The 20,041-nt window shown below is 72.2% G+C and carries 18 protein-coding genes; 5 read left to right on the plus strand and 13 right to left on the minus strand.

Going from position 1 to position 20,041, the window contains the following annotated elements; all coding sequences use genetic code 11:
• Window positions 1-13: 13 nt before the first annotated feature.
• From AW270_RS01590 to AW270_RS01600, 3 genes are read right to left on the minus strand one after another with little or no spacing between them, the layout of a single operon-like run.
• A complete protein-coding gene (locus AW270_RS01590; protein ID WP_061289597.1) occupies window positions 14-2,128 on the minus strand; it encodes a tetratricopeptide repeat protein in 2,115 nt (704 codons plus the stop codon).
• On the minus strand, window positions 2,125-2,706 hold the full coding sequence (locus tag AW270_RS01595) for an RNA polymerase sigma factor (protein ID WP_061289600.1): 582 nt from the start codon (window positions 2,704-2,706) through the stop codon (window positions 2,125-2,127). Before AW270_RS01595 ends, AW270_RS01590 begins: the two co-directional genes overlap by 4 nt.
• Window position 2,707: 1 nt before the next feature.
• Window positions 2,708-2,989, minus strand: coding sequence for a hypothetical protein (locus AW270_RS01600; RefSeq protein ID WP_061289603.1), 282 nt, complete (start codon window positions 2,987-2,989; stop codon window positions 2,708-2,710).
• Between the two features lie 124 nt (window positions 2,990-3,113).
• Here AW270_RS01600 and AW270_RS40950 point away from each other — a divergent pair, with 124 nt between their 5' ends.
• Window positions 3,114-3,299, plus strand: coding sequence for a hypothetical protein (locus AW270_RS40950; RefSeq protein ID WP_061289606.1), 186 nt, complete (start codon window positions 3,114-3,116; stop codon window positions 3,297-3,299).
• A gap of 225 nt (window positions 3,300-3,524) precedes the next feature.
• Here AW270_RS40950 and AW270_RS01610 read toward each other — a convergent pair whose 3' ends face one another.
• Window positions 3,525-4,148, minus strand: coding sequence for an alpha/beta hydrolase (locus AW270_RS01610; RefSeq protein ID WP_061289609.1), 624 nt, complete (start codon window positions 4,146-4,148; stop codon window positions 3,525-3,527).
• A gap of 47 nt (window positions 4,149-4,195) precedes the next feature.
• Window positions 4,196-4,963 (minus strand): type I methionyl aminopeptidase, encoded by a 768-nt coding sequence (map, locus tag AW270_RS01615; RefSeq protein WP_061289611.1) that lies wholly within the window; start codon window positions 4,961-4,963, stop codon window positions 4,196-4,198.
• 65 nt (window positions 4,964-5,028) lie between these two features.
• Between map and AW270_RS01620 the strand changes: the two genes are divergently transcribed.
• Entirely contained in the window at window positions 5,029-5,283 is a 255-nt protein-coding gene (locus tag AW270_RS01620) for a helix-turn-helix domain-containing protein (protein WP_174549832.1), read from the plus strand.
• 276 nt (window positions 5,284-5,559) lie between these two features.
• Window positions 5,560-6,069: a hypothetical protein gene (locus tag AW270_RS01625; RefSeq protein ID WP_061289615.1), complete on the plus strand. Its 510-nt coding sequence runs from the start codon at window positions 5,560-5,562 to the stop codon at window positions 6,067-6,069.
• A gap of 149 nt (window positions 6,070-6,218) precedes the next feature.
• Here AW270_RS01625 and AW270_RS01630 read toward each other — a convergent pair whose 3' ends face one another.
• The 8 genes from AW270_RS01630 to AW270_RS01665 form a co-directional block, all read right to left on the minus strand.
• Window positions 6,219-8,594 carry a Tex family protein gene (locus tag AW270_RS01630; RefSeq protein WP_061289618.1) on the minus strand — a complete coding sequence of 792 codons (2,376 nt, stop codon included), beginning with the start codon at window positions 8,592-8,594 and terminating at the stop codon, window positions 6,219-6,221.
• Window positions 8,579-10,375, minus strand: a complete 1,797-nt coding sequence (locus AW270_RS01635; RefSeq protein WP_061289621.1) for a hypothetical protein — start codon at window positions 10,373-10,375, stop codon at window positions 8,579-8,581. The genes AW270_RS01630 and AW270_RS01635 overlap by 16 nt, the downstream gene beginning before the upstream one ends.
• Before the next feature lie 29 nt (window positions 10,376-10,404).
• A complete protein-coding gene (locus tag AW270_RS01640; RefSeq protein ID WP_061289625.1) occupies window positions 10,405-11,331 on the minus strand; it encodes an NADP-dependent oxidoreductase in 927 nt (308 codons plus the stop codon).
• A gap of 118 nt (window positions 11,332-11,449) precedes the next feature.
• Window positions 11,450-13,705 (minus strand): glycosyl hydrolase family 18 protein, encoded by a 2,256-nt coding sequence (locus AW270_RS37370; RefSeq protein ID WP_082801211.1) that lies wholly within the window; start codon window positions 13,703-13,705, stop codon window positions 11,450-11,452.
• Between the two features lie 126 nt (window positions 13,706-13,831).
• A complete protein-coding gene (locus tag AW270_RS01650) occupies window positions 13,832-14,404 on the minus strand; it encodes a TetR/AcrR family transcriptional regulator (RefSeq protein WP_061289628.1) in 573 nt (190 codons plus the stop codon).
• Entirely contained in the window at window positions 14,401-15,177 is a 777-nt protein-coding gene (locus AW270_RS01655; RefSeq protein ID WP_061289631.1) for an SDR family NAD(P)-dependent oxidoreductase, read from the minus strand. Before AW270_RS01655 ends, AW270_RS01650 begins: the two co-directional genes overlap by 4 nt.
• A gap of 40 nt (window positions 15,178-15,217) precedes the next feature.
• Window positions 15,218-16,825: a RecQ family ATP-dependent DNA helicase gene (locus AW270_RS01660; protein ID WP_061289634.1), complete on the minus strand. Its 1,608-nt coding sequence runs from the start codon at window positions 16,823-16,825 to the stop codon at window positions 15,218-15,220.
• Between the two features lie 30 nt (window positions 16,826-16,855).
• Window positions 16,856-18,373: an IclR family transcriptional regulator domain-containing protein gene (locus AW270_RS01665; protein ID WP_061289636.1), complete on the minus strand. Its 1,518-nt coding sequence runs from the start codon at window positions 18,371-18,373 to the stop codon at window positions 16,856-16,858.
• A gap of 95 nt (window positions 18,374-18,468) precedes the next feature.
• Between AW270_RS01665 and AW270_RS01670 the strand changes: the two genes are divergently transcribed.
• A complete protein-coding gene (locus tag AW270_RS01670; RefSeq protein ID WP_061289640.1) occupies window positions 18,469-19,278 on the plus strand; it encodes a CoA transferase subunit A in 810 nt (269 codons plus the stop codon).
• Window positions 19,275-20,015: a CoA-transferase subunit beta gene (locus AW270_RS01675; RefSeq protein WP_061289643.1), complete on the plus strand. Its 741-nt coding sequence runs from the start codon at window positions 19,275-19,277 to the stop codon at window positions 20,013-20,015. The genes AW270_RS01670 and AW270_RS01675 overlap by 4 nt, the downstream gene beginning before the upstream one ends.
• Window positions 20,016-20,041: the final 26 nt, after the last annotated feature.

The following is a 20,041-nucleotide window of genomic DNA, read 5'->3' on the forward strand; positions in this document are numbered from 1 at the left end:
GACCTCCATGGGGTCAGGCGAGGTGGTCGGCGTCGGCGATGCGGCCCCGCAGGAGTTCGTTCAGCGCCTGCCGGCTCGCCTCGGTGTCGGGGTGGTCGTCGCCCAGGGTTCGGCTGCGGCGCTCGACCACCCGCCGGTAGAGGGCTTCCGCCTCGGCCCAGCGGCTTTGGCGGGCGATCGTCCAGGCGAGCTCGTGCAGGGTGAGCAGAGTCTGGGGATGGTCGGTCTCGAGCGCCCGGCGCAGGTCGAGGAGGCGGCGGTACATGGCCTCGGCCTCAGCCCATCTGCCCTGCCTGGCGGTGATCCAGGCGAGTTCGTGCTCGGTCTGCAGGGTCTGTGGGTGGTCCTCGCCGAGGACGCGCCGCCGGTCCGGCAGAACGTTCTCGAAGGCGGTGCGCGCCTCGTCGAGGCGGCCCTGCCGGGCGATCGCGTGGGCCAGCTCGTGGCGCGTGGTCAGGGTGGCCCGCGCGTCGGGGCCCAGGTGGCGCAGGCTGTCGGACAGGGTGTCCCGGTAGCGCTGTTCGGCCTCCGCCCACCTGCCCAGGCAGGTGGCGATCCAGGCGAACTCGTGGCGGCTCTCCAGAGTGGCGGGATGGGACTCGCCGAGCACACGCAGCCGGATGCCGAACACCTCGCCGAACATCGCCTCCGCCTGGGCCGGCTTTCCTCCGTAGGCGACCGCCCAGGCGAGGTTGTGCCGGACGCTGAGCACCGCGGGATGCTCCTCGCCCAGCGCCGGACAGCGGGCCAGGGCGGCCCGGCACAGGATCTCGGTGGCCTTCCCGGCGCCGCTGCAGTTGAAGGCCCCGGCCATGTGGGCCACGGCGTCCATGAGCAGCGCGAGGTGCTCCGTGTCCACCTGTCCGGCGGCGTCGTCGAGCAGTGCCAGCAGGTGCTGGCCGAGCTGCCGGTAATGGGGCCAGCGGTCCGGCGTCCAGTGGTCCGGCTGGTCGATGCGGAGTTCCTTGAGCGCGGCGGCGAGCCGCTCGACCGCGGTGTGCCAGACCTCCGATCCCTCGATGTGGGCGCGGTTGGTGGCGGTGACGACGGGATGGAGCGTTATCGCGGTGGAACTCCGCTCGATCAGGCCCACGTCCCTCAGCCCGTCCAGCGCCTCCGCCAGGCCGGTCGCGGGGAGGATGCGCGTCGGGATCGACGTGGACGCGTAGCAACTCGCGAGTCGCAGCAGCGTCCGGGCCTGGGGGAGGCCGTGGCGGGCCAGCCCGTCGAGGGAGATCTCCGTGGTGCGGGCCACCATGGTCCCGGTGACGTCGTCGAGCGCGTGGGCGTACGAGGCGAAGGTCGGCCACTGCGCGGTCTCGGAGCCCAGGTAGGTCCCGGCCAGGGTGAGGGCGAGCGGCAGTCCGTCGAGCCGGCGTGCCAGGTCCTGAGCCTGGGTCTCGTCTCCCGCGTCCGGCGCGAGATCGCGCAGGACCAGGGCGGCGTCGGTCGTGCTGAGGCGGCCGACCACGAAGCACCGAGCGGCTCCCCACACACGCGGGTCGGTCTCCCTGCTGGTCACCACGACCAGACCGCGACGGGACGCGCGCGCCCAGCCCCGGCTGTCCTGCACCCCCGCGGGTGAGTCGGCCGCGGCGAGCATCCAGGGGTCGTCGGCGTTGTCGATGACGAGCAGCCACTCCTGCGGGGCGTTCTCCAGCAGGCGCCAGAGCCGGTCGGAGGCGTCGGCCGTCCCCTTGGTGATCGATTCGTGGTCGGTGTGGGATCCGCCCAGGTCACGCGCCACTTCGGCCAGGTCCGCGAAGAATCCGGCCTGGTCGGCGGCGGAGATCCACCACACCTGTCGGTCCCAGCCTCGCGCCTGCTCGGCCAGGGCCGCGGCCAGTGAGGACTTCCCGGTCCCGCCCTGTCCCATGAGAACGGCCGGGCCGTCCTCGGGCCGGCGCGCCAGGGCCACCAGCGTCTCCAGCAGGTCGCGGCGGCCGCGGAGTCCCCCCTGCGGGCCTCGCACCACGGCGGGTTCCTCCACGATGTCCACTTGCCGATCGATCCATGTCCTCAGGTCGTCCAGGCCACGTTCGGTATCGAAGGGGGCGAACTCATCGGTGGCGTGGGCCCGCCGGTAGAGTTCGGCGAGTGTGAGCGGTGTCGGCTCCTCGCGGTTCATGGAGCGGGCTCCTGTCCTTCTTCGTCGTCGTCGAGGAACGGCATCAGGTGGCCGATGTCGGCTCTCAGTTGCCTGCGCGCCTCCCGCAGGTGTCCGCGGACGGTGCTCGGGGTCACGCCGAGGTGCTCGGCGACCTGCTCGGTGGTCCACGACCTTCCCCAGACCAGGGAGGCGACCGCCTGCCGCATCGGGGGCATCGAGGCGATCACCCTCCGGCACCCGTCCAGGGCGATCGCGAGTTCGGCACGGTGGCCGACGTCGTCGTATCGGGTGTGTGGGTGGGGGACGTCGTCGGTCAGGGGCATCACGTCCGGTCTCCTCCTGAGATCGAAGCTCTTGTTCTTGAGCACCCGGCGCAGCCACCGTCTGCGTCGGTCGGGACCGTGGAGGCCGACCACCTGCCAGGCGTGGATGGCCTCGTGAAAGGTCGTCTGCACGAGATCCCACGCCTCGGACGCCCGGCCCCCGAGGGTCCAGCAGGCGTACCTGTGCAGGTCGGCGGCCTCCTGCCGGTAGAAGTCCTCCACCTGCTCGCGTTGCCTCTTGGTGAGTTCCGGCCGGGATGCGGAGGGCTCCACGTCATGTCCTTGACTGCCGGCTGTGCTGGTCGGGGTCGGTTCCCCAGACCAGATGGACGGCAGGTTCCCGCGAGGCGTTCCGCCAGATCGTGATCAGCCCGGCGGGGGCCGTGCGGGCGAGGGCGAGGAGGGTGCGTCGCGCCTGCCATTCGGCGAGCAGGCGCATGACGGTCCAGGCCGTCAGCGTGCCCGCGATCAGTGCGGTCGACTGCGTGGCGATGACGCCCGCAGCGAGAGCGGCCAGCGCCGCCCACGTGTCGTGCTTGGGGGAAGTCAGCAGCATCACACTGCACTGTCGTCTGAACGGCCTCCGGCGTTTGGTCGTCCCGACGAATTCGCCGGGACGCTCCCCGCGGACACCGCCACATGTCCGTCGCGGGACGGCTGCTCCCGCCAACCCCGCCGACGTGGTCACCTCGGCCCGCGTCTCCTGGCGGTCCCGGCTGGCCGACTTCGAGACCTTCTACGCCCGCACCCAGCCCTGGATCGCCGAGGCCGCCGTCAGCGAGTACGGCCACCCCGTCACCGACCGCGACCTGCTGCGCGCCCTGTCACCGCTGCGCGCGTTCGACTCCACGAGGCCGAACAGGTGATGGCGGCGGCCGCCGCCCGTGGCGTGCCGTGTGACCGGCTGATCTTCGATGACGAGGGGCACGAGTTCCGGCGGCCGGCCAACCGCGTCAGCTATGTCACCACGGTGACCGGGTGGCTCTCCGACCGGCTCAACCCGCCCTGTCCTCGGAAACCCGAGGATTGATGGGCACGAACCGTCCTGCCCGGCTTTCCCACCTGTGCGGAGCTTCCCTGAGGTCTGGGCTTCAACGTGAAGTCGCCAGGAACGAGAGCGCGAAGTCCGACGCCAGGCCGTGCCAGTAGCCCGGATTCCGCAACATCGCGTGGTTCTCCCCGGGCACGTCCACCACCTCGACGTCCCTGGTCACCTCCCGGGCCCGCTCGGCGTAATAGTGCGTCGCCCGAGGAGAGGTCATCCGGTCTTCCGTCCCGTGCGCCAGCAGCAACCGCCGGTCCCGCAGTTGCTCCACCGGCTCACCCTTGGGCAGCCAGGGCGCCAGCGCCGCCACCCCCCGCACGTTCGGGTGCCCGGCCACCCGCAAGGCGGTCCGCGCGCCCATCGAGTGCCCCACCATCACCACCGGGACGTCGATCCCGTGCGCGAGCCGCACCTGCTCCAGCACCTCCGTCACGTCCGCGACCGGCGAGGGAGCGGGCCCGTTCCAGCCGCGCACGCGATACCGCACCCGCCACACCGCCACGCCCCGCCGCGCTCCGGCGTTCCGCAGCGCCCAGGCGAACGGCACCATCCGCAGCACGGCCGCCTGCCACGCCGTCGTGGGGGCGAGACTGGTCTCCCGGCCACCATGGAGCACCAGGGCGACGAGACGGGTGGCGCCGTGGGCGGGATGTACGGTCGTGTGCGGCATGCTCTCCATACCATCGCATTCGGAGCAGTGGCCGGAACGGATGGCTTCTACGGCAGGGTCAGCACCCGGGGCCCGTCGTCGGTGATCGCGATGCTGTGCTCGGCGTGGACGGCCTGGCTGCCGTCGACCGTGTGCAGCGCCCAGCCGTCCCGGGCCGTGCGGTAACGATCCTTGCCCCCGGCCGTGAACATCGGCTCGATCGCCAGCGTCATCCCCGCCTTCAGCACCATGCCCCGCCCGGGCCGCGCCTCGTTCGCCACGTGGGGGTCCTCGTGCATGTGCCGGCCGATGCCGTGACCGCCGAAGTCCTGCGGGATGCCGTAGCCGGCGGCCCGCCCGACGGACGCGATGGCCGCGCCGATGTCGCCCAGCCTCGCCCCGGGGACGGCGGCGGCGATGCCCGCGGCCAGGGCCTTCTCGGCGGCGGCGATGAGGTCGAGGTCGGCCTGGCTGCCGGGGCCGACGATGACGGTGAAGGCCGAGTCGCCCGCCCATCCGTTCAGGTAGGCGCCGCAGTCGACGCTGAGCAGGTCGCCCTGGCGCAGGCGGTAGCCGTCGGGGATGCCGTGGACGATCACGTCGTTGACCGACGCGCAGATGACCGCGGGGAAGGGGGTCGGCGCGAAACCGGGGTGGTAGTGCAGGAAGGCGGGTTTGGCGCCGTGTTCCCGGATGACGGTGGCGGCGATCTCGTCGAGCTCGGTCAGCCGCACGCCGGGGCGGATCGCCTCCCGGACGGCGGCCAGGGCGCTGCCGACCACCCGTCCGGCTTCGCGCATGGCCTCCAGTTCGGCGGCCGTCTTGATCTCAACCATGGTTTTCTCCCGTGAGCCCAATACTTATACCGGTATTGTTATCACAGCTTGCTATGATCCCGAGCATGGTCCGACCACCACTCACCGAACTCGACCACGAGCGCGGCAACCGCCTGGGCGCCGTCCTCCGCCAGGCCCGCGGCGACCGCAGCATGACCGAGGTCGCCGCCACCGCCGGCATCAGCCCGGAAACGCTCCGCAAGATCGAGACCGGCCGCGTCCCCACCCCGGCCTTCTTCACCGTCGCCGCCCTGGCGGCGGCCCTGGGCATCTCCCTCGACGTCCTCGCCGAGATCGCCACCACGGAGCGAGCCGCCTGACCACTCCGCCGCCCCGCTCCGGCCGCCCGCCGTAGCGGGCTGTCCCGCCGCACCTTCAAAAGCTTTCTCCGTTACGGCTCCGCCTGGCCGGCCATACGACCAGCTCCAGCCATATGTGGGCGAAAGTGGCGTGCTGGAGTGGCCCACACGGTAGAGGGGCCGCACGCTGGCGGAACGCTGCCCAGGCGAGGGGGAGCGCCCGATCCTCAAGCGCGCTGCAAGGCCGCCGCCCGACGGTGACTGCGCATCAGTCGTCAGAAGGCGCCGGAGGAAACGATGTCCCCCCTTGAGAAGATCACCCGCGTGGCCGCCGCGCTCGGGGCCGCCGCCACGGCGGCCCTGGCGCTGGCCGCGCCCGCACACGCCGCCGACGAACCCGGCAAGCTGACCGCCCGCCTGACCGTCACCGAGCTCAAGACGGGAAACGACTGCCGCGTCCTCACCGTCGGCAAGATCGGGATGACCAACGCCCAGGCGCAGTACCTGATCGACAACGGCGCGACGGCCCGCGTCGAGATCTGGGGCGAGGACCCCGCCTACGACAACCGCATGTACAAGGGTCCCAAGGCCTCACTGAGCGCGGTGTCGGACAAGAACGGCGGCGGGCTGTTCATCGTCTCCGACCTGACCCTCTTCTGCGCCAAGTACCTCGACGAGGACAACGGCCCGCTGCTCGACATCGGCGACGAGGTCTACACGAAGATCATCTTCGAAGGCCCCGGCTACCCGCGCATGACGAAGAAGTCGAACGTGGTCCACGGCTCCTACGGCCTGTTCGGCACCTGATCGGCAAGCCCGACCACCGCCCGCTGCCGGCGGAGAAACGAGCGCGGCCGCCCGACCCTGACAAGGTCGGGGCGGGTCCCGGTCGTTGCCGGGCGGCTCCGCCGTTGCGGGCCGCCCGGGTCAGGCGTGGGTTCGGAGAACCACCTGGGTCAGCGCTTCTTGCGGCCGTCGTCGGTGAGGCCCGCGCGGCGCAGGGCCTCGGCCATCGCCCCGCTCGGCGGCGGGGACGACTGGCGCCGGTCCTGCTGCTGGCGCTGCTGACGCGGCTGGCGGTCCTGGCGGGGCTGCCGGTCGCCGCCCCGCTCCTGGCGCGGGGCCTGGCCGCCCTGGTTGCGGGCGGGCTCGTCCTCCAGGCGCAGGGTCAGCGAGATGCGCTTGCGCGGGATGTCGACGTCGAGGACCTTGACCCGCACGATGTCGCCCGGCTTCACCACGTCGCGCGGGTCCTTGACGAACGTGTTCGACATGGCCGACACGTGGACCAGCCCGTCTTGGTGGACGCCGACGTCGACGAACGCGCCGAAGGCGGCCACGTTGGTCACGACGCCCTCCAGCAGCATGCCCTTCGTCAGGTCGGAGATCTTCTCGACGCCCTCCTTGAAGGTGGCCGTCTTGAAGGCAGGTCGCGGGTCGCGGCCGGGCTTCTCCAGTTCGCCCAGGATGTCGGTCACCGTGGGCAGGCCGAAGGTGCCGTCGACGAAGTCGGCCGGCTTCAGCGAGCGCAGCGCGGCGGTGTTCCCGATGAGGGTGCGCAGGTCGCTGCCGGTGGTGGTGAGGATCTTGCGGACCACCGGGTAGGCCTCGGGGTGGACGCTGGAGGCGTCGAGCGGGTCGTCGCCGCCGGGGATGCGCAGGAAGCCCGCGCACTGCTCGAACGCCTTCGGGCCGAGGCGCGGGACCTGCTTCAGGGCCGTCCGCGACCGGAACGGGCCGTTGGCGTCGCGGTGCTGGACGATGTTGTCGGCCAGCGTCGAGCCGATGCCCGACACCCGGGTCAGCAGCGGCGCCGACGCGGTGTTCACGTCGACCCCGACCGCGTTCACGCAGTCTTCGACCACGGCGTCGAGCGAGCGGGAGAGCTTCTGCTCGGCCAGGTCGTGCTGGTACTGCCCGACGCCGATCGACTTCGGGTCGATCTTGACCAGTTCGGCCAGCGGGTCCTGGAGCCGCCGGGCGATCGAGACCGCGCCGCGCAGCGACACGTCCATGCCGGGGAGTTCCTGGGAGGCGAACGCCGACGCCGAGTAGACCGACGCGCCGGCCTCGGAGACCATGACCTTCGTCAGGCCGGGCACCAGCCCGACCAGCTCGCCGGCCAGTTTGTCGGTCTCGCGGGAGGCGGTGCCGTTGCCGATGGAGACCAGCTCGACCTGGTGCTTCTGGCAGAGCGCCGCCAGCACCGCGAGCGACTGGTCCCACTGCCGCTTGGGCTCGTGGGGGTAGATGGTCGCGGTGTCGAGGACCTTGCCGGTCGCGTCGACCACGGCCACCTTCACGCCGGTCCGCAGGCCGGGGTCGAGGCCCATCGTCGCGCGGGTCCCGGCCGGGGCGGCCAGCAGCAGGTCGCGCAGGTTGGCCGCGAAGACCCGGACCGCCTCGTCCTCGGCCGCCTGCCACAGGCGCATCCGCAGGTCGATGCCCAGGTGGACGAGGATGCGCGTCCGCCACGCCCACCGCACGGTGTCGCTCAGCCACTTGTCGCCCGCGCGGCCCTGGTCGGAGATGCCGAACCGGGCCGCGATGCGCTGCTCGAACGTCGTCGGGCCCTCGGCCGGCTCCTCGGGCTCCAGCGTGAGGGTGAGCGTCTCCTCCTTCTCACCCCGGAACATCGCCAGGATGCGGTGGGAGGGCAGCTTGGTGAACGGCTCGGCGAAGTCGAAGTAGTCGGAGAACTTGGCCCCGGCCTCCTCCTTCCCCTCGCGGACGGACGAGATGAGCCGCCCCCGCGTCCACATCGACTCGCGGAGGGTGCCGATCAGGTCGGCGTCCTCGCCGAAGCGCTCGATCAGGATTGCGCGGGCGCCCTCCAGGGCCGCCGCCGCGTCGGCGACGTTCTCGCCGATGAACTCGGCCGCCGTGGTCGCCGGGTCGAGCGTCGGGTCGCCGAGCAGCTTGTCGGCCAGCGGTTCGAGACCGGCCTCGCGGGCGATCATCGCCTTGGTGCGGCGCTTCGGCTTGTAGGGGAGGTAGATGTCCTCCAGGCGAGCCTTCGAGTCGGCCGCCATGATCTGCGCCTCGAGCGCGTCGTCGAGCTTGCCCTGCGACCTGATCGACTCCAGGATCGCGGCGCGGCGCTCCTCCATCTCCCGCAGGTAGCGCAGCCGCTCCTCCAGCGAGCGCAGCTGCGCGTCGTCGAGCATTTCGGTCGCTTCCTTGCGGTAGCGGGCGATGAACGGCACCGTCGCGCCGCCGTCGAGCAGATCGACGGCCGCGGTCACTTGCCGCTCACGTACGCCGAGTTCATCGGCGATCCGCTGGTTGATCGACTGGATCACGATCTTCCTTCTCCCTAGGCTCCGGCCCATTCTGCCGGACCCGCGTCCCCGCCGAGCCTGGTCGGCCACAGCCGGGTGGTGCAGTCGTCGGACGTCGTGGCCAGCAGATGGCCGTCCGGATGGAAGGCGGCGCCGTTGACGGCGGAGGTGTGGCCGGTGAGGCGGTGCAGTTCCGCGCCGCTGGTCGTGTCCCAGATCTTGACCGTACGATCACCGCCCCCTGTCGCCAGCATCCCGCCGGTGGCGTCGAACGCGACCGCCCGCACCTCTGCGGTGTGGCCGGTCAGGTCGCGGGCCGCGCCGGTCCGCCGGTTCTCCAGCCTGACCGCGCCTCCCGGCAGGGCCGTCGCCACGAGGTGGCCGCGGGCCGCCATGGCGTCGACGACGAGGTCCTCGCCGGCGAAGACCGCGAAGACGCCCGGCCGTTCGCCGAGCGGGCGGCCCGAGACGGTGTCCCACAGGCGGACCGTGCCGTCTTCGCCCGCTGCGGCGATCGTGTCGCCCGAGGGGTGGAAGGCGATCGAGGTGATCGGCGCGAGGTGCCCGGCCAGCGGTTCGCCGAAGAACCGCCGCGTCTCCGGGTCCCACAACCGGACGGTGTGGTCGGCGCACGAGGCGGCCAGCAGGTGGCCGCCGGGGTGGAAGGCGACGACCGGGCCGCCGGGCAGCGGGTCGCCGATCTGGTCGCGGGTCACCGGGTCCCACAGCCGCACCGCCTTGTCGGCGGTGGCGAGCAGGTGGCCGCGCGGGTGGAAGGCCACCCCGTGGACGGGCGCGTCGTGCCCGGTCAGCCGTCGGGCGACCACCGCCGAGGTCATCCGGTTCTCGAGTTCCTCGACCCGGGCGGTGAGGCGGCGGACCAGGTCGTCGCGCTCCTCCAGCCGGCGGTTGAGGTCGTCGCGGACCCGCCGGGCCACGGCGTGGGTGTGCTGGAGGGTGACCAGCGAGCGGCGCAGCCGGGCGACGCGGTCGGGGGCCTCGGCCTCGGGGAGGCCGCCGACCCGCCACCGCAGGACGGAGCCGCCGTCGTCGACGCCCACCAGGAGCGAGGGGCTCAGGGCCACCGCCTGGACCACCCCCGGATGGCCGGTCAGCCGGGCGAGGGGGGCGGCGCTCAGGTCGTACAGGGAGATGGAGTCGTCCCAGTTGACCGAGGCCAGCACGTCGCCGCACCCGGCCAGCCCGGACACGGGTTCCGGGATGATCACCTGGCCGTCGACCCGGGCGAGGCGGTCGGCGCCGACGACCACGAGCTGCCCGGCGAGGAAGGCGACGCCCTCGCCGGGGAGGGGGTCGCCGAGCGGCTGGGCGGTGCCGGTGTCCCAGAGGCGGACCGTGCCGTCCTGGGCGGCGCTGGCCAGCAGGTGCCCGGCGGGGTGGAAGGCGATCTCGGTCACCCGGCCGGTGTGCCCGGTCAGCGGGTCGCCGACCGGCATCCGGGTCACCGGGTCCCACAGGCGGATCGAGTGGTCCCAGCCCGCGCTGGCCAGCAGGTGGCCGTCGGGGTGGAAGGCGACCGCGGTGACCACGTCGTCGTGGCCCTTGAGCGGTTCGCCCACCGGCCGGCCGTCGAGGTCCCACAGGCGGACGGTGCCGTCTTCACCCCCCGCCGCCAGCAGGTGGCCGTCGGGGTGGAAGGCCAGGGTCATCGTGTACGGGGACCCGCTCATCTCCACGCCGGTGGAGTAGCGGACGAGCCCGGAGTCGTCGGAGGTGGCGATCAGATCGCCGCCGGGATGGATGGCCACCCCGGCGACGGGGGCGGAATGGCCGGTCAGCGGTTCGCCGAAGGGCGTGACGGTTACGCGCATATGACCGGCAGCATTCCAGATTGTCAGGATTACGGCAGGAGAACGAGCCGTCCGCGCAGTCCGCCTTCGGCCATCCGCGTGTGCGCGGCGGCCGCCTCGGTGAGCGGATAGGTCGCCGCCACGGGGACCTTGACCTTGCCCGCGTCCACCAGCTCCACCAGCGCGTCGAGCTGCTCGCGCGCCGAGTGGGCCCACATGACCTGCGACTCGATGCCCCTGCCGTCCTCGGGGCCTCCGTCGACGACCACCGCGATGAACTTCCCGCCGTCGCGCACGGCGTCGTGGGCGGGCTGCACCAGCCGCGCGGGGTCGACGGCCGCGTCCACGCCCTCGGGCAGCAGTTCGCGGACCAGTTCGATGTCGTCGACGAAGTAGTGGGCGCCGAGCTCGCGGACGTAGGCCTCGTCGCCGGACCGGGCCAGGGCGACGACGGTGAGACCGCGCAGCGTGGCGAGCTGCACCAGCATGGCGCCGACGCCTCCGGCGGCCCCGGTGACCAGCAGCGTCGAGCCCTCGGGCAGGCCGAGGAGGTCGAGGCACTGCCACGCGGTCAGGCCCGGCAGGGGCAGAGCGGCCGCCCGCTCGGCGGGCCACTCGGCGGGGACGGGCGCGAGCTCGTCGACGGCGATGACCGCCTGGTCGGCGTAGGGGCCGAAGTCGCGGTTGAAGCCGCCCCACGTGGAGGCGGCCAGGACGCGGTCGCCGACCTCGACGCCGGTGACGTCCTCGCCGAGGGCGTCCACGACCCCGGCGACGTCGCAGCCCATGCCGGTCTGCTCGCGCGCGGGGGCGCCGTGCATCAGCAGGCCGCCGCCGCGGATGAACAGGTCGACGGGGTTGACCGCCGCCGCCTCGACCGTGATGCGGACCTGGCCCGGTCCCGGCTCGGGGGCCGGAACCTCCACGGTCAGCAGGGCCTCCGGGCCCCCGTACGTCCTGACGACCACCGCGCGCATCGGTTCTCCTCCAGTGAGTCCGGGGGTCCCTGAGGCGATGATCGTAGTAGATATTTCAACCAATAGATCGAAAAAGGGACCCCGGACATAATGTCCGGGATCCCGTGATTTCACGTGATTATGCGAGGCCGTTCTTCATGGCCGTGATGAGTTCGCCATTGCTCGTGTCACCGCTGAGTTCCCAGAAGAACGAGCCGCCGAGACTCTGGTCCTTCGAATAGGTCATCTTCCCGGTGATCGTGGACGGGGTGTCGTAGCTCCACCAGTTGCTGCCGCACTTGGCGTAGGCGGTGCCCGCGATGGTGCCGGTCGGCGGGCAGGTGTTCTTGAGGACCTTGTAGTCCTCGTTGCCCGCCTCGTAGGTGCCGGGTGCCGCGCCGGTGGCGCTGCCGCCCGGGGTCGCCTGGGTGACGCCGGTCCAGCCCCGGCCGTAGAAGCCGATGCCGAGCAGCAGCTTGGACGCCGGCACGCCCTTCGACTTGAGCTTCTGGATCGCGTTGTCGCTGTAGAACCCGGCGTTGGGGATGCCGGAGTAGCTGGTCAGCGGCGAGTGCGGGGCGGTCGGGCCCTGCGCGGCGAACGCGCCGAAGTAGTCGTAGGTCATGACGTTGTACCAGTCGAGGTACTGCGCGGCGCCGCCGTAGTCGGCCGCGTCGATCTTGCCGCCGGAGGTGCCGTCGGCGGTGATGGCCGCGGTGACCAGGTTGTTGCTCCCGAAGCGGGTGCGCAGCGCCTGCATCATGTTCTTGAAGGCCGCGAAGCCCGAGGCGTCACAGGACAGCCCGCAGGTGTTCGGGTACTCCCAGTCGATGTCGATGCCGTCGAACACGTCCGCCCAGCGCGGGTCCTCGACCAGGTTGTAGCAGGAGTTGGCGAAGGCGGTCACGTTCTGCGCGGCCTGGCCGAAGCCGCCCGACCAGGTCCAGCCGCCGAACGAGAACAGGATCTTGATGTTCGGGTAGGCGGCCTTGAGCTTGCGGAGCTGGTTGAAGCTGCCGCGCAGCGGCTGGTCCCACGTGTCGGCCACGCCGTCGACGCTCTCGGCGGCGGTGTAGGCCTTCTCGTAGTCGGCGTAGCTGTCGCCGATGGTGCACTGGCCGTTCTGGACGTTGCCGAACGCGTAGTTGATGTGCGTCAGCTTGCTGGCCGAGCCGCTCGTGACGATGTTCTTCACGTGGTAGCCGCGCTGGTAGACGCCCCACTGCACGAAGTAGCCGAGCAGCTTCTTGTTCCCGCCGGTCCCCGTCTGCGAGGTCGTGCCGGTGACGCTGCCCGACAGGCCCGACTGGTTGTTCGCGGCGTCGCGGGCGCGGACCTGGTAGGTGTACGCGGTGTTCGCGGAGCGGCCGGTGTCGGTGAAGGAGGTGCCGGTCACGGTGGTGACGAGGGTGCCGCCCCGGTAGACGAGGTAGCCGGTGACGCCGACGTTGTCGGTCGAGGCGTTCCACGACAGCGAGACGCTGTTGCTGGTCACCCCGGTCACCGTCAGGCCGCCCGGCGTCGACGGCGCGGTGGTGTCGGGGCCGCCCGTGCCGCTGGTCGTGCCGGTGACGCTGCCCGACAGGCCCGACTGGTTGTTCGCGGCGTCGCGGGCGCGGACCTGGTAGGTGTACGCGGTGTTCGCGGAGCGGCCGGTGTCGGTGAAGGTCGTGCCGGTCACGGTGGTGACGAGGGTGCCGCCCCGGTAGACGAGGTAGCCGGTGACGCCGACGTTGTCGGTCGAGGCGTTCCACGACAGCGAGACGCTGCTGCTGGTCACGCCGGTCACCGCGAGGCCGCCGGGCGTGGAGGGCGCGGTGGTGTCGCCGCCGCCGGTGCCGCCGGTGACCTGGATGGCCGACACGATGGCGTAGTTGGCCCCGCCGTTCATGTTGAACTGCACGTTGAGCTGGCCGTCGCTGACGGTCGCGGTGTAGGTGCGATCGCAGGCGGTGAGCGCGCCGCAGGCGGCGAACACGTCGAAGGCCGACTGGACCACGGTGTTCTCGACGCGGATGTCGAACTTCCGCTGCCCGGCCGCGTTCGCCCAGTCCTCGACCATCTTGACCGTCACCTGGTAGGTGCCGTTGGCGACGTCGAACTTGTAGCCGCCCCAGCCGCTGAAGAGCTGGTAGTTCTGGTAGAGCGCGTCGTCGGTGGTGCCGCCGATCGCGCTGCCGGTGGAGCCGGAGCCGTAGGACGTCTCATAGCCCCAGCTGCCGCTGGAATAGGCCTTGTCGGCGAGCCAGGCGTTGCCGCCGCCGTCGGTCAGGGCCGGGCCGTTGGCGTTGGCCCGCAGGGGGACCGTCACCGCGCCGTAGGCCGCGCTCTGCGCGAACATCAGCGGCAGGATCAGCGCACCGATCGCCAGTAAGAGGGTCAGGAGTCTTCTCATCGTGCTACTCCACGTCCGGGGGGAAGGGGATGCGGCGGGGACGCGCCGGGAACAGGGGGTTCCCGTCCAACTAATAGGAAGCTTTCCTTTTAATTAGAGTGAACGTAACCCGCGTCACACCCCCCGTCAATGGGCGGAGAGCGATCGCCAGATCGGGCCGGGGAGCAGCGCGGCCGCCTCGTCCAGGTCGAGGCCGGGAGCCCCGGCGAACACGCGCCGGGAGGTCTCCGCGAGCGGCCCGACGAGCAGCATCTCGATCAGCGCCGGCGGCAGGTCGGCGACCGTCCCGGCCGCGACGTGCGGGGCGAGCCAGGCCGTCAGGCGCTCCATGCGCGGGGCCTTCCCGGCCGCGATCGCGGCGGCGTGCGGCTCGATGAGCGGGGCGGCGTGGATGAACCGGGCCCGCGCGCTCTCGTCGCGGGCGAAGGCGAGGTAGGCGCGCACGATCGCGTGCACCCCCTCCTCCGCCGTGGAGGTCCGCTCCACCGCCGCGACGAGGCCGGTGAGCAGGTCGTCCATGCACTCGGAGTAGAGCGCGGCGGCGAGCCCGTCGAAGCTGCCGAAGTGGTGGTAGAGGCTGCCCACGCTGACGCCGCTGCGCGAGGTCACCGCGCGCAGCGTGAAGTCGTCGTCGGTGAACGCCTGGAGCGCGGTGTCGAGCAGCCTGCGGATCGTGGCCTCGCTGCGGGCCTGCCTCACGCGATCCCCGACAGCTTCTCCGCCTGCTCCCAGAGCTGCGCGCCCAGCTCGTGGTCGACGCTCATCGGGATCTCCGTCAGCTCGTCGTAGTAGCGGCCGGTCGTCTGGGCCGTGGTCAGCGCGACCACGGGAGCGGCGCCCTGGGCGGGGGTCTTCCAGAACCGCTTGGCCGCTTTGAGGAGCAGCCCGACCGGGCCCTTCCGGTCGCCCAGGCCGGTGTTGATCACCCCGGGGTGCACGGCGTCGATCGTCAGCCCCCGGGCCCGCCAGCGCTCGGCGAAGATCGGCAGCACCGCCACGTTGCAGAGCTTGGTGTCGGCGTAGGTGCGCAGCGGGTGGAAGTCGAGGCCGTAGGGGGTCCGGCCGGGGTCGGCCCTGCCCTTCACGTAGAGGCCCGCGCTGACCTGCACGACCCGCCTGAGGCGGCCTTCGAGCAGCCGGTTCAGGGTGAACGGGGCCAGGTGGTTGACCGCGAACGCCTCCTCCAGGCCGTCGGCGGTGAGGACGCGCCTCGACGGCCACAGGCCCGCGTTGTGGACCAGCACGTCGATCTCCGGGCAGGCCGCCCCGAGCCGGTCGGCCAGCTCCCGCGTCCCGGCCACGGTCGACAGGTCGCCCTGGACCAGGACGGCCTCGCCGGGCAGCGACCGCACCGCCTGCTCACCTTTGACCGCGTCGCGCGCGACGACGACCACCCGGTGTCCCTGCCGCGCGAGCTCGGCGCAGACGGCGAGCCCGATGCCCCGGTTGCCTCCGGTGACCACCACGTTCATGGGCGGAGCATAAATTAGAGCGATTCTTTAGAGCAAATCTCTAAACCCGGGTGAGGATCCCGTCGACCGCCGCCAGGGCCAGCGTCTTGTAGCCGACGCTGTCGAACAGCACGGTGACGCGGTCGGGGTCGGCGCTCATCACGGTCCCCTCACCCCAGGCGCTGTGCTCGACCTTCGACTGGACGGGGAACGGGCCGTCGTCCTCCTTCGGCGGCGGCGCGGCCTGCGCGGCCTCGTCGCGACAGGTGTCGCAGGTGCCGCACGCCTGGCCGTAGGGCTGGCCGAAGTACTCCAGGAGGAAGCGCCGGCGGCAGCCGGTCGTCTCGGCGTAGCCGCGCATCATGTCGAGGCGCGACTCGTCGACGCGGTGGCGCACCTCGTCGAGTTCGACGGCCTTCTCGACCGCCTTCTCCGCGGTCAGCCTCTTGCGGGTCCAGCGCAGCTCGCCGGGGGTCAGCGCGCCCGCGCGCTCCAGCAGGTTGGCCAGGGAGGTGAGCTTCGTGGTGGCGATGCCCAGCAGCTCGCGCAGCTCTCCGGCGGGCACCGTGCCGCCGTGCTCGCGGACCAGCACCGCGATGCGCAGCAGCAGCTCCGGGTCGGCCCGGCCGCCCGCCTGGAACCGCCGCAGGCCCAGGTCCTCGGGGCGGTAGAAGAGGATCGCCTCGGCGGGCTCGCCGTCGCGGCCGGCCCGGCCGATCTCCTGGTAGTAGGAGTCGGGCGACTCCGGCGGGCTGGCGTGCAGCACCCGCCGCACGTCGGGGCGGTCGATGCCCATGCCGAACGCCGAGGTGGCGACCACGACGTCGAGCTCCCCGGCCGCGAACCTCTCGTGGGTGCGGTTGCGGTCGGCGGTCTTCATCCCGGCGTGGTAGGGCTCGGCGCGCTTGCCGGTCAGCAGGGCGCAGTACTCCTCGGTGTCCTTGCGGGTCGGCACGTAGATCAGCGTCAGGCCCTCGCTCCGCTGGGCGTACTCCACCAGCGCCTTGCGGCGGTCGTCGTCGCTGGTGAACCGGCGCGCCGACAGGGTGATGTTCGGCCGGTCGAAGCCGCGCACGATCTCCACCGGGTCGCGCAGCCCGAGCGACCGCACGATCTCGGCCCGCACGTTGGGCGCGGCCGTCGCGGTCAGCGCCACCACCGGCGGATGGCCCAGCTTCTCGATCACCTGGCCGAGCCGCAGGTAGTCGGGGCGGAAGTCGTGCCCCCACGCCGACACGCAGTGGGCCTCGTCGATCGCGATCAGCGACGGCCGGGCCGCCGCCAGGCGCTCCACCACCTCGGGCTTGGCCAGCTGCTCCGGCGACAGGAACACGAACTCGGCCGTCCCGGCGGTGACCTGGTCGAGGCCCTTGTCGACCGACTGCGTCGAGTTGACCGCCACCGCGCCGGTGCCCGCCTTCAGCAGGCTCATCACCTGGTCGCGCTGCAACGCGATCAGCGGCGACACCACGATCGTCGGGCCGTCGATCAGCAGCGCGGGCACCTGGTAGACGGCCGACTTGCCGCCCCCGGTCGGCATCACCAGCAGCACGTCGCGCCCGGCCACCAGATGCCGCATGGCCTCCTTCTGGCCGGGCCGCAGCCCCTGCCAGCCGAACACGCGCCGGGCCGTCGACCCGAGCCGGAACTTCGCGAGCGTCCTCTTCATGGCCGCCCTCTATGCCCGGGCGCGGGCGGTTCAGGCCGGTCGGAGCGGGGTTCGTTCGGTGACCAGCGCCAGATCGGTCTCGACGGCGTGCGCGGTGGCCTGGAGGTGGGCCAGCAGACCCGGCTTGACCTGGCCGGTCATGGCCACGTTGACGGCCGCGACGACGTGGCCGTCCCGGTCGCGGATCGGCACGCCCAGCGCCCGGAGCCCCTCCTCGAGCTCGTCGACGACGATCGCGTGGCCGTCGGCGCGGGCCTTGCGGATCAGCGCCCTGACCGCCCCGGGGTCGGTCACGGTGTGGCGGGTCAGCGGTCTCAGGTCGCCCAGGTCGGCGTCGTCGGCGAGCAGCACCCGGCCCATCGACGTGGCGTAGGCCGGGAAGCGGGTGCCGACCGTGACGTCCACGCTCATGATCTTGTACGCCGGCGCGCGCGCCACGTAGCGGATGTCGGTCCCGTCGAGGACCGCCACCGACGCCGACTCGCCCACCGCCTCGGCCAGCGCGGTCAGGTGGGGCGTGGCGATCTCCCCGAGGGTCAGCGACGACAGCCGGGCGAACCCCAGCTCCAGCACCTTCGGCCGGGCGACGAAGCGGTTGCCCGACCGGGCGGCGTAGCCGAGCGCCACCAGCGTCAGCAGCGCCCGGCGGGCGGTCGCCCGCGCCAGGCCGGTGGCCTCGGCGATCTCCGACAGTGTGCCGCCCAGCGCGGTGAGCACCGCCAGCCCCCGCGACAGCGACTGGACCGGGGTGTCGCCGGGGATCTCGATCGGCCGCGCGGGCGACGGCTTGTGGGCGGCAAGCAGGTGCTCCATCCGGGCCGTGTCGAGCCGGGGGAGCGCCAGGCCGGCCAGCGACTCGACGGTGTGGCGGCTGGTGTGGGAGACCACGCTGACCGCGCAGACCACCCGGCCCTGGCAGCGCACCGGCACCGCGACCGCGATCAGGCCCGGCTCGATGAGCTGGTCGTCGAGGGCGTGGCCCCGGCGCAGGGACGCCACGGCCCGGTCGCGGAAGTCCTGCTCGGCCGCGACGTCCGGGGTCACCACGGTCTCGTGGCAGCCCGTCCGCCAGCGCGCCCACCTCGCCTCGGTCCACTCGGCGGCCAGCAGCGCGCCCGCCGCGCAGCGCTCGGCCGGGAGAAGGTCGCCCACCCGGAACGTCAGCGAGCGGCTGCGGCGGCGGGGGAGCTGGGTGACGAACCGGACCGCCGTGCCGTCGGCCACGGCCAGCGAGACCGACTCGTCGAGGTCCTCCGCCAGCCGCCGCGCCTCCGGGCCCAGCGCGTCGGGGACGCCGCTGCCCGACAGATAGGTGTTCCCGATGGCCAGGACGCGGGGCGTCAGCCGTACCGACCGATCGGGCCCCGGCGAACGGGCGAAGCCCATCGCGACCAGGGTCGCCAGCACCCGGTCGACGGTCGAGCGGGCGAGCCCCGTGGCGCGCGTCAGGTCGCTCGGGCGGCACGGCTCACCCGCCGCCATCGCCTTCAGAACGGCGAGCCCGCGCTCCAGCGGGCCCACCGTCGCGTCGACGGGGTCGTCGGTCATTGACACACGTCCAAAGGGGGTAGCAGACTCCTGACCTATCGCAAATGTGAACAATAGTTCACCAGGCGAACAAATGCTATCTCAGCAGGGAGAACATGGCGGAGATCCGTAGCCTGCGGGACGCGGTGGCCGAGCTGGTGCACTCGGGCGACACCGTGGCGATGGAGGGGTTCACCCATCTCATCCCGTTCGCCGCCGCACACGAGGTGATCCGGCAGGGCGTGACCGACCTCACGCTCGTCCGGATGACCCCCGACGTCATCTACGACCAGCTCATCGGCATGGGCGCGGCCCGCAAGCTGGTCTTCTCGTGGGGCGGCAACCCCGGCGTGGGCTCGCTGCACCGCTTCCGCGACGCGGTCGAGAACGGCTGGCCGCGCCCCCTCGAACTCGACGAGCACAGCCACGCGGGCATGGCCAACCGCTACGTCGCCGGGGCGTCCCGGCTGCCGTTCGCGGTGCTGCGCGGCTACCGGGGGAGCGACCTGCCGTCGCGGTCGGAGACGATCTCGACCGTGGTGTGCCCGTTCACCGGCGAGGAGCTGGCGGCGGTGGCCGCGATCAACCCCGACGTGACCGTGATCCACGCCCAGCGCGCCGACCGCGAGGGGAACGTGCAGCTCTGGGGCCTGGTCGGCGTCCAGAAGGAGGCCGCGCTCGCCGCCTCCCGCGTCCTGGTGACGGTCGAGGAGATCGTGGACGACCTCACCCCCGCCCCCGGCGCGGTGGTGCTGCCGTCGTGGGCGGTCGACGCCGTCGCGGTGGCCCCCAACGGGGCCCACCCCTCCTACGCGGCCGGGTACACCGTCCGCGACAACGACTTCTACCAGGCGTGGGACGCCATCTCCCGCGACCGGGACACGTTCCTGGGCTGGATGCGCGAGACCGTGTTGGCGGCGTCATGACCTGGACCCCCGACGAGCTGATGACCGTCAACGCCGCCCGCGCCCTGGCCGGGGCCCGGACCTGCTTCGTCGGCATCGGGCTGCCCAGCGCCGCCGCGAACCTGGCCCGGCGGACCATCGAACCCGGGCTGGTGCTCATCTACGAGTCGGGCACCCTCGGCTCCAAGCCGTCGCGGCTGCCGCTGTCGATCGGCGACGGCGAGCTCGCGGACACGGCCGACGCGGTGGTGTCCGTACCGGAGATCTTCAACTACTGGCTCCAGGCCGGGCGCATCGACGTCGGCTTCCTCGGCGCCGCCCAGGTCGACCGGTACGCCAACGTCAACACCACCGTCATCGACCGGGGACCCGGCAGGCCGGAGGGCCGCCTGCCCGGCGCCGGCGGCGCGCCCGAGATCGCGGCGAGCTGCGGGAAGGTGTTCCTGGTGCTGCGTCACTCGACCCGGAACCTGGTCGGGACGCTCGACTTCGTCACCACGGTCGGCCACGGCGACGGCCCGGGATCCCGCGAGCGCCTCGGCCTGCCCGGTGCGGGCCCGGTCGCGGTGATCACCGACCTCGGGATCATGCGGCCCGACCCGGTGACCGCCGAGCTGACCCTCACCGACGTCCATCCCGGCGTCAGCCCGGAACAGGCCGTCGCCGCCACCGGCTGGCCCCTCGCCGTCGCCGCCGACCTGCGCGTCACCGACCAGCCCACCGAGGCGGAGCTGACCGCGCTGCGCCGCCTCACCTGAGGCGGATCCACCAAGGAGAAGAACCC

The sequence above is a fragment of the Herbidospora cretacea genome (assembly GCF_001570605.1).
GTDB lineage: Bacteria > Actinomycetota > Actinomycetes > Streptosporangiales > Streptosporangiaceae > Herbidospora > Herbidospora cretacea.

Coding starts and splice junctions, on each gene's coding strand:
- AW270_RS01590 (WP_061289597.1), bottom strand. CDS start 2,128: ATGAACCGCGAGGAGCCGACACCGCTCACACTCGCCGAACTCTACCGG.
- AW270_RS01600 (WP_061289603.1), bottom strand. CDS start 2,989: ATGCTGCTGACTTCCCCCAAGCACGACACGTGGGCGGCGCTGGCCGCT.
- AW270_RS01610 (WP_061289609.1), bottom strand. CDS start 4,148: ATGCCGCACACGACCGTACATCCCGCCCACGGCGCCACCCGTCTCGTC.
- map (WP_061289611.1), bottom strand. CDS start 4,963: ATGGTTGAGATCAAGACGGCCGCCGAACTGGAGGCCATGCGCGAAGCC.
- AW270_RS01620 (WP_174549832.1), top strand. CDS start 5,029: ATGGTCCGACCACCACTCACCGAACTCGACCACGAGCGCGGCAACCGC.
- AW270_RS01625 (WP_061289615.1), top strand. CDS start 5,560: ATGTCCCCCCTTGAGAAGATCACCCGCGTGGCCGCCGCGCTCGGGGCC.
- AW270_RS01630 (WP_061289618.1), bottom strand. CDS start 8,594: ATGGGCCGGAGCCTAGGGAGAAGGAAGATCGTGATCCAGTCGATCAAC.
- AW270_RS01635 (WP_061289621.1), bottom strand. CDS start 10,375: ATGCGCGTAACCGTCACGCCCTTCGGCGAACCGCTGACCGGCCATTCC.
- AW270_RS01640 (WP_061289625.1), bottom strand. CDS start 11,331: ATGCGCGCGGTGGTCGTCAGGACGTACGGGGGCCCGGAGGCCCTGCTG.
- AW270_RS37370 (WP_082801211.1), bottom strand. CDS start 13,705: ATGAGAAGACTCCTGACCCTCTTACTGGCGATCGGTGCGCTGATCCTG.
- AW270_RS01655 (WP_061289631.1), bottom strand. CDS start 15,177: ATGAACGTGGTGGTCACCGGAGGCAACCGGGGCATCGGGCTCGCCGTC.
- AW270_RS01660 (WP_061289634.1), bottom strand. CDS start 16,825: ATGAAGAGGACGCTCGCGAAGTTCCGGCTCGGGTCGACGGCCCGGCGC.
- AW270_RS01665 (WP_061289636.1), bottom strand. CDS start 18,373: ATGACCGACGACCCCGTCGACGCGACGGTGGGCCCGCTGGAGCGCGGG.
- AW270_RS01670 (WP_061289640.1), top strand. CDS start 18,469: ATGGCGGAGATCCGTAGCCTGCGGGACGCGGTGGCCGAGCTGGTGCAC.
- AW270_RS01675 (WP_061289643.1), top strand. CDS start 19,275: ATGACCTGGACCCCCGACGAGCTGATGACCGTCAACGCCGCCCGCGCC.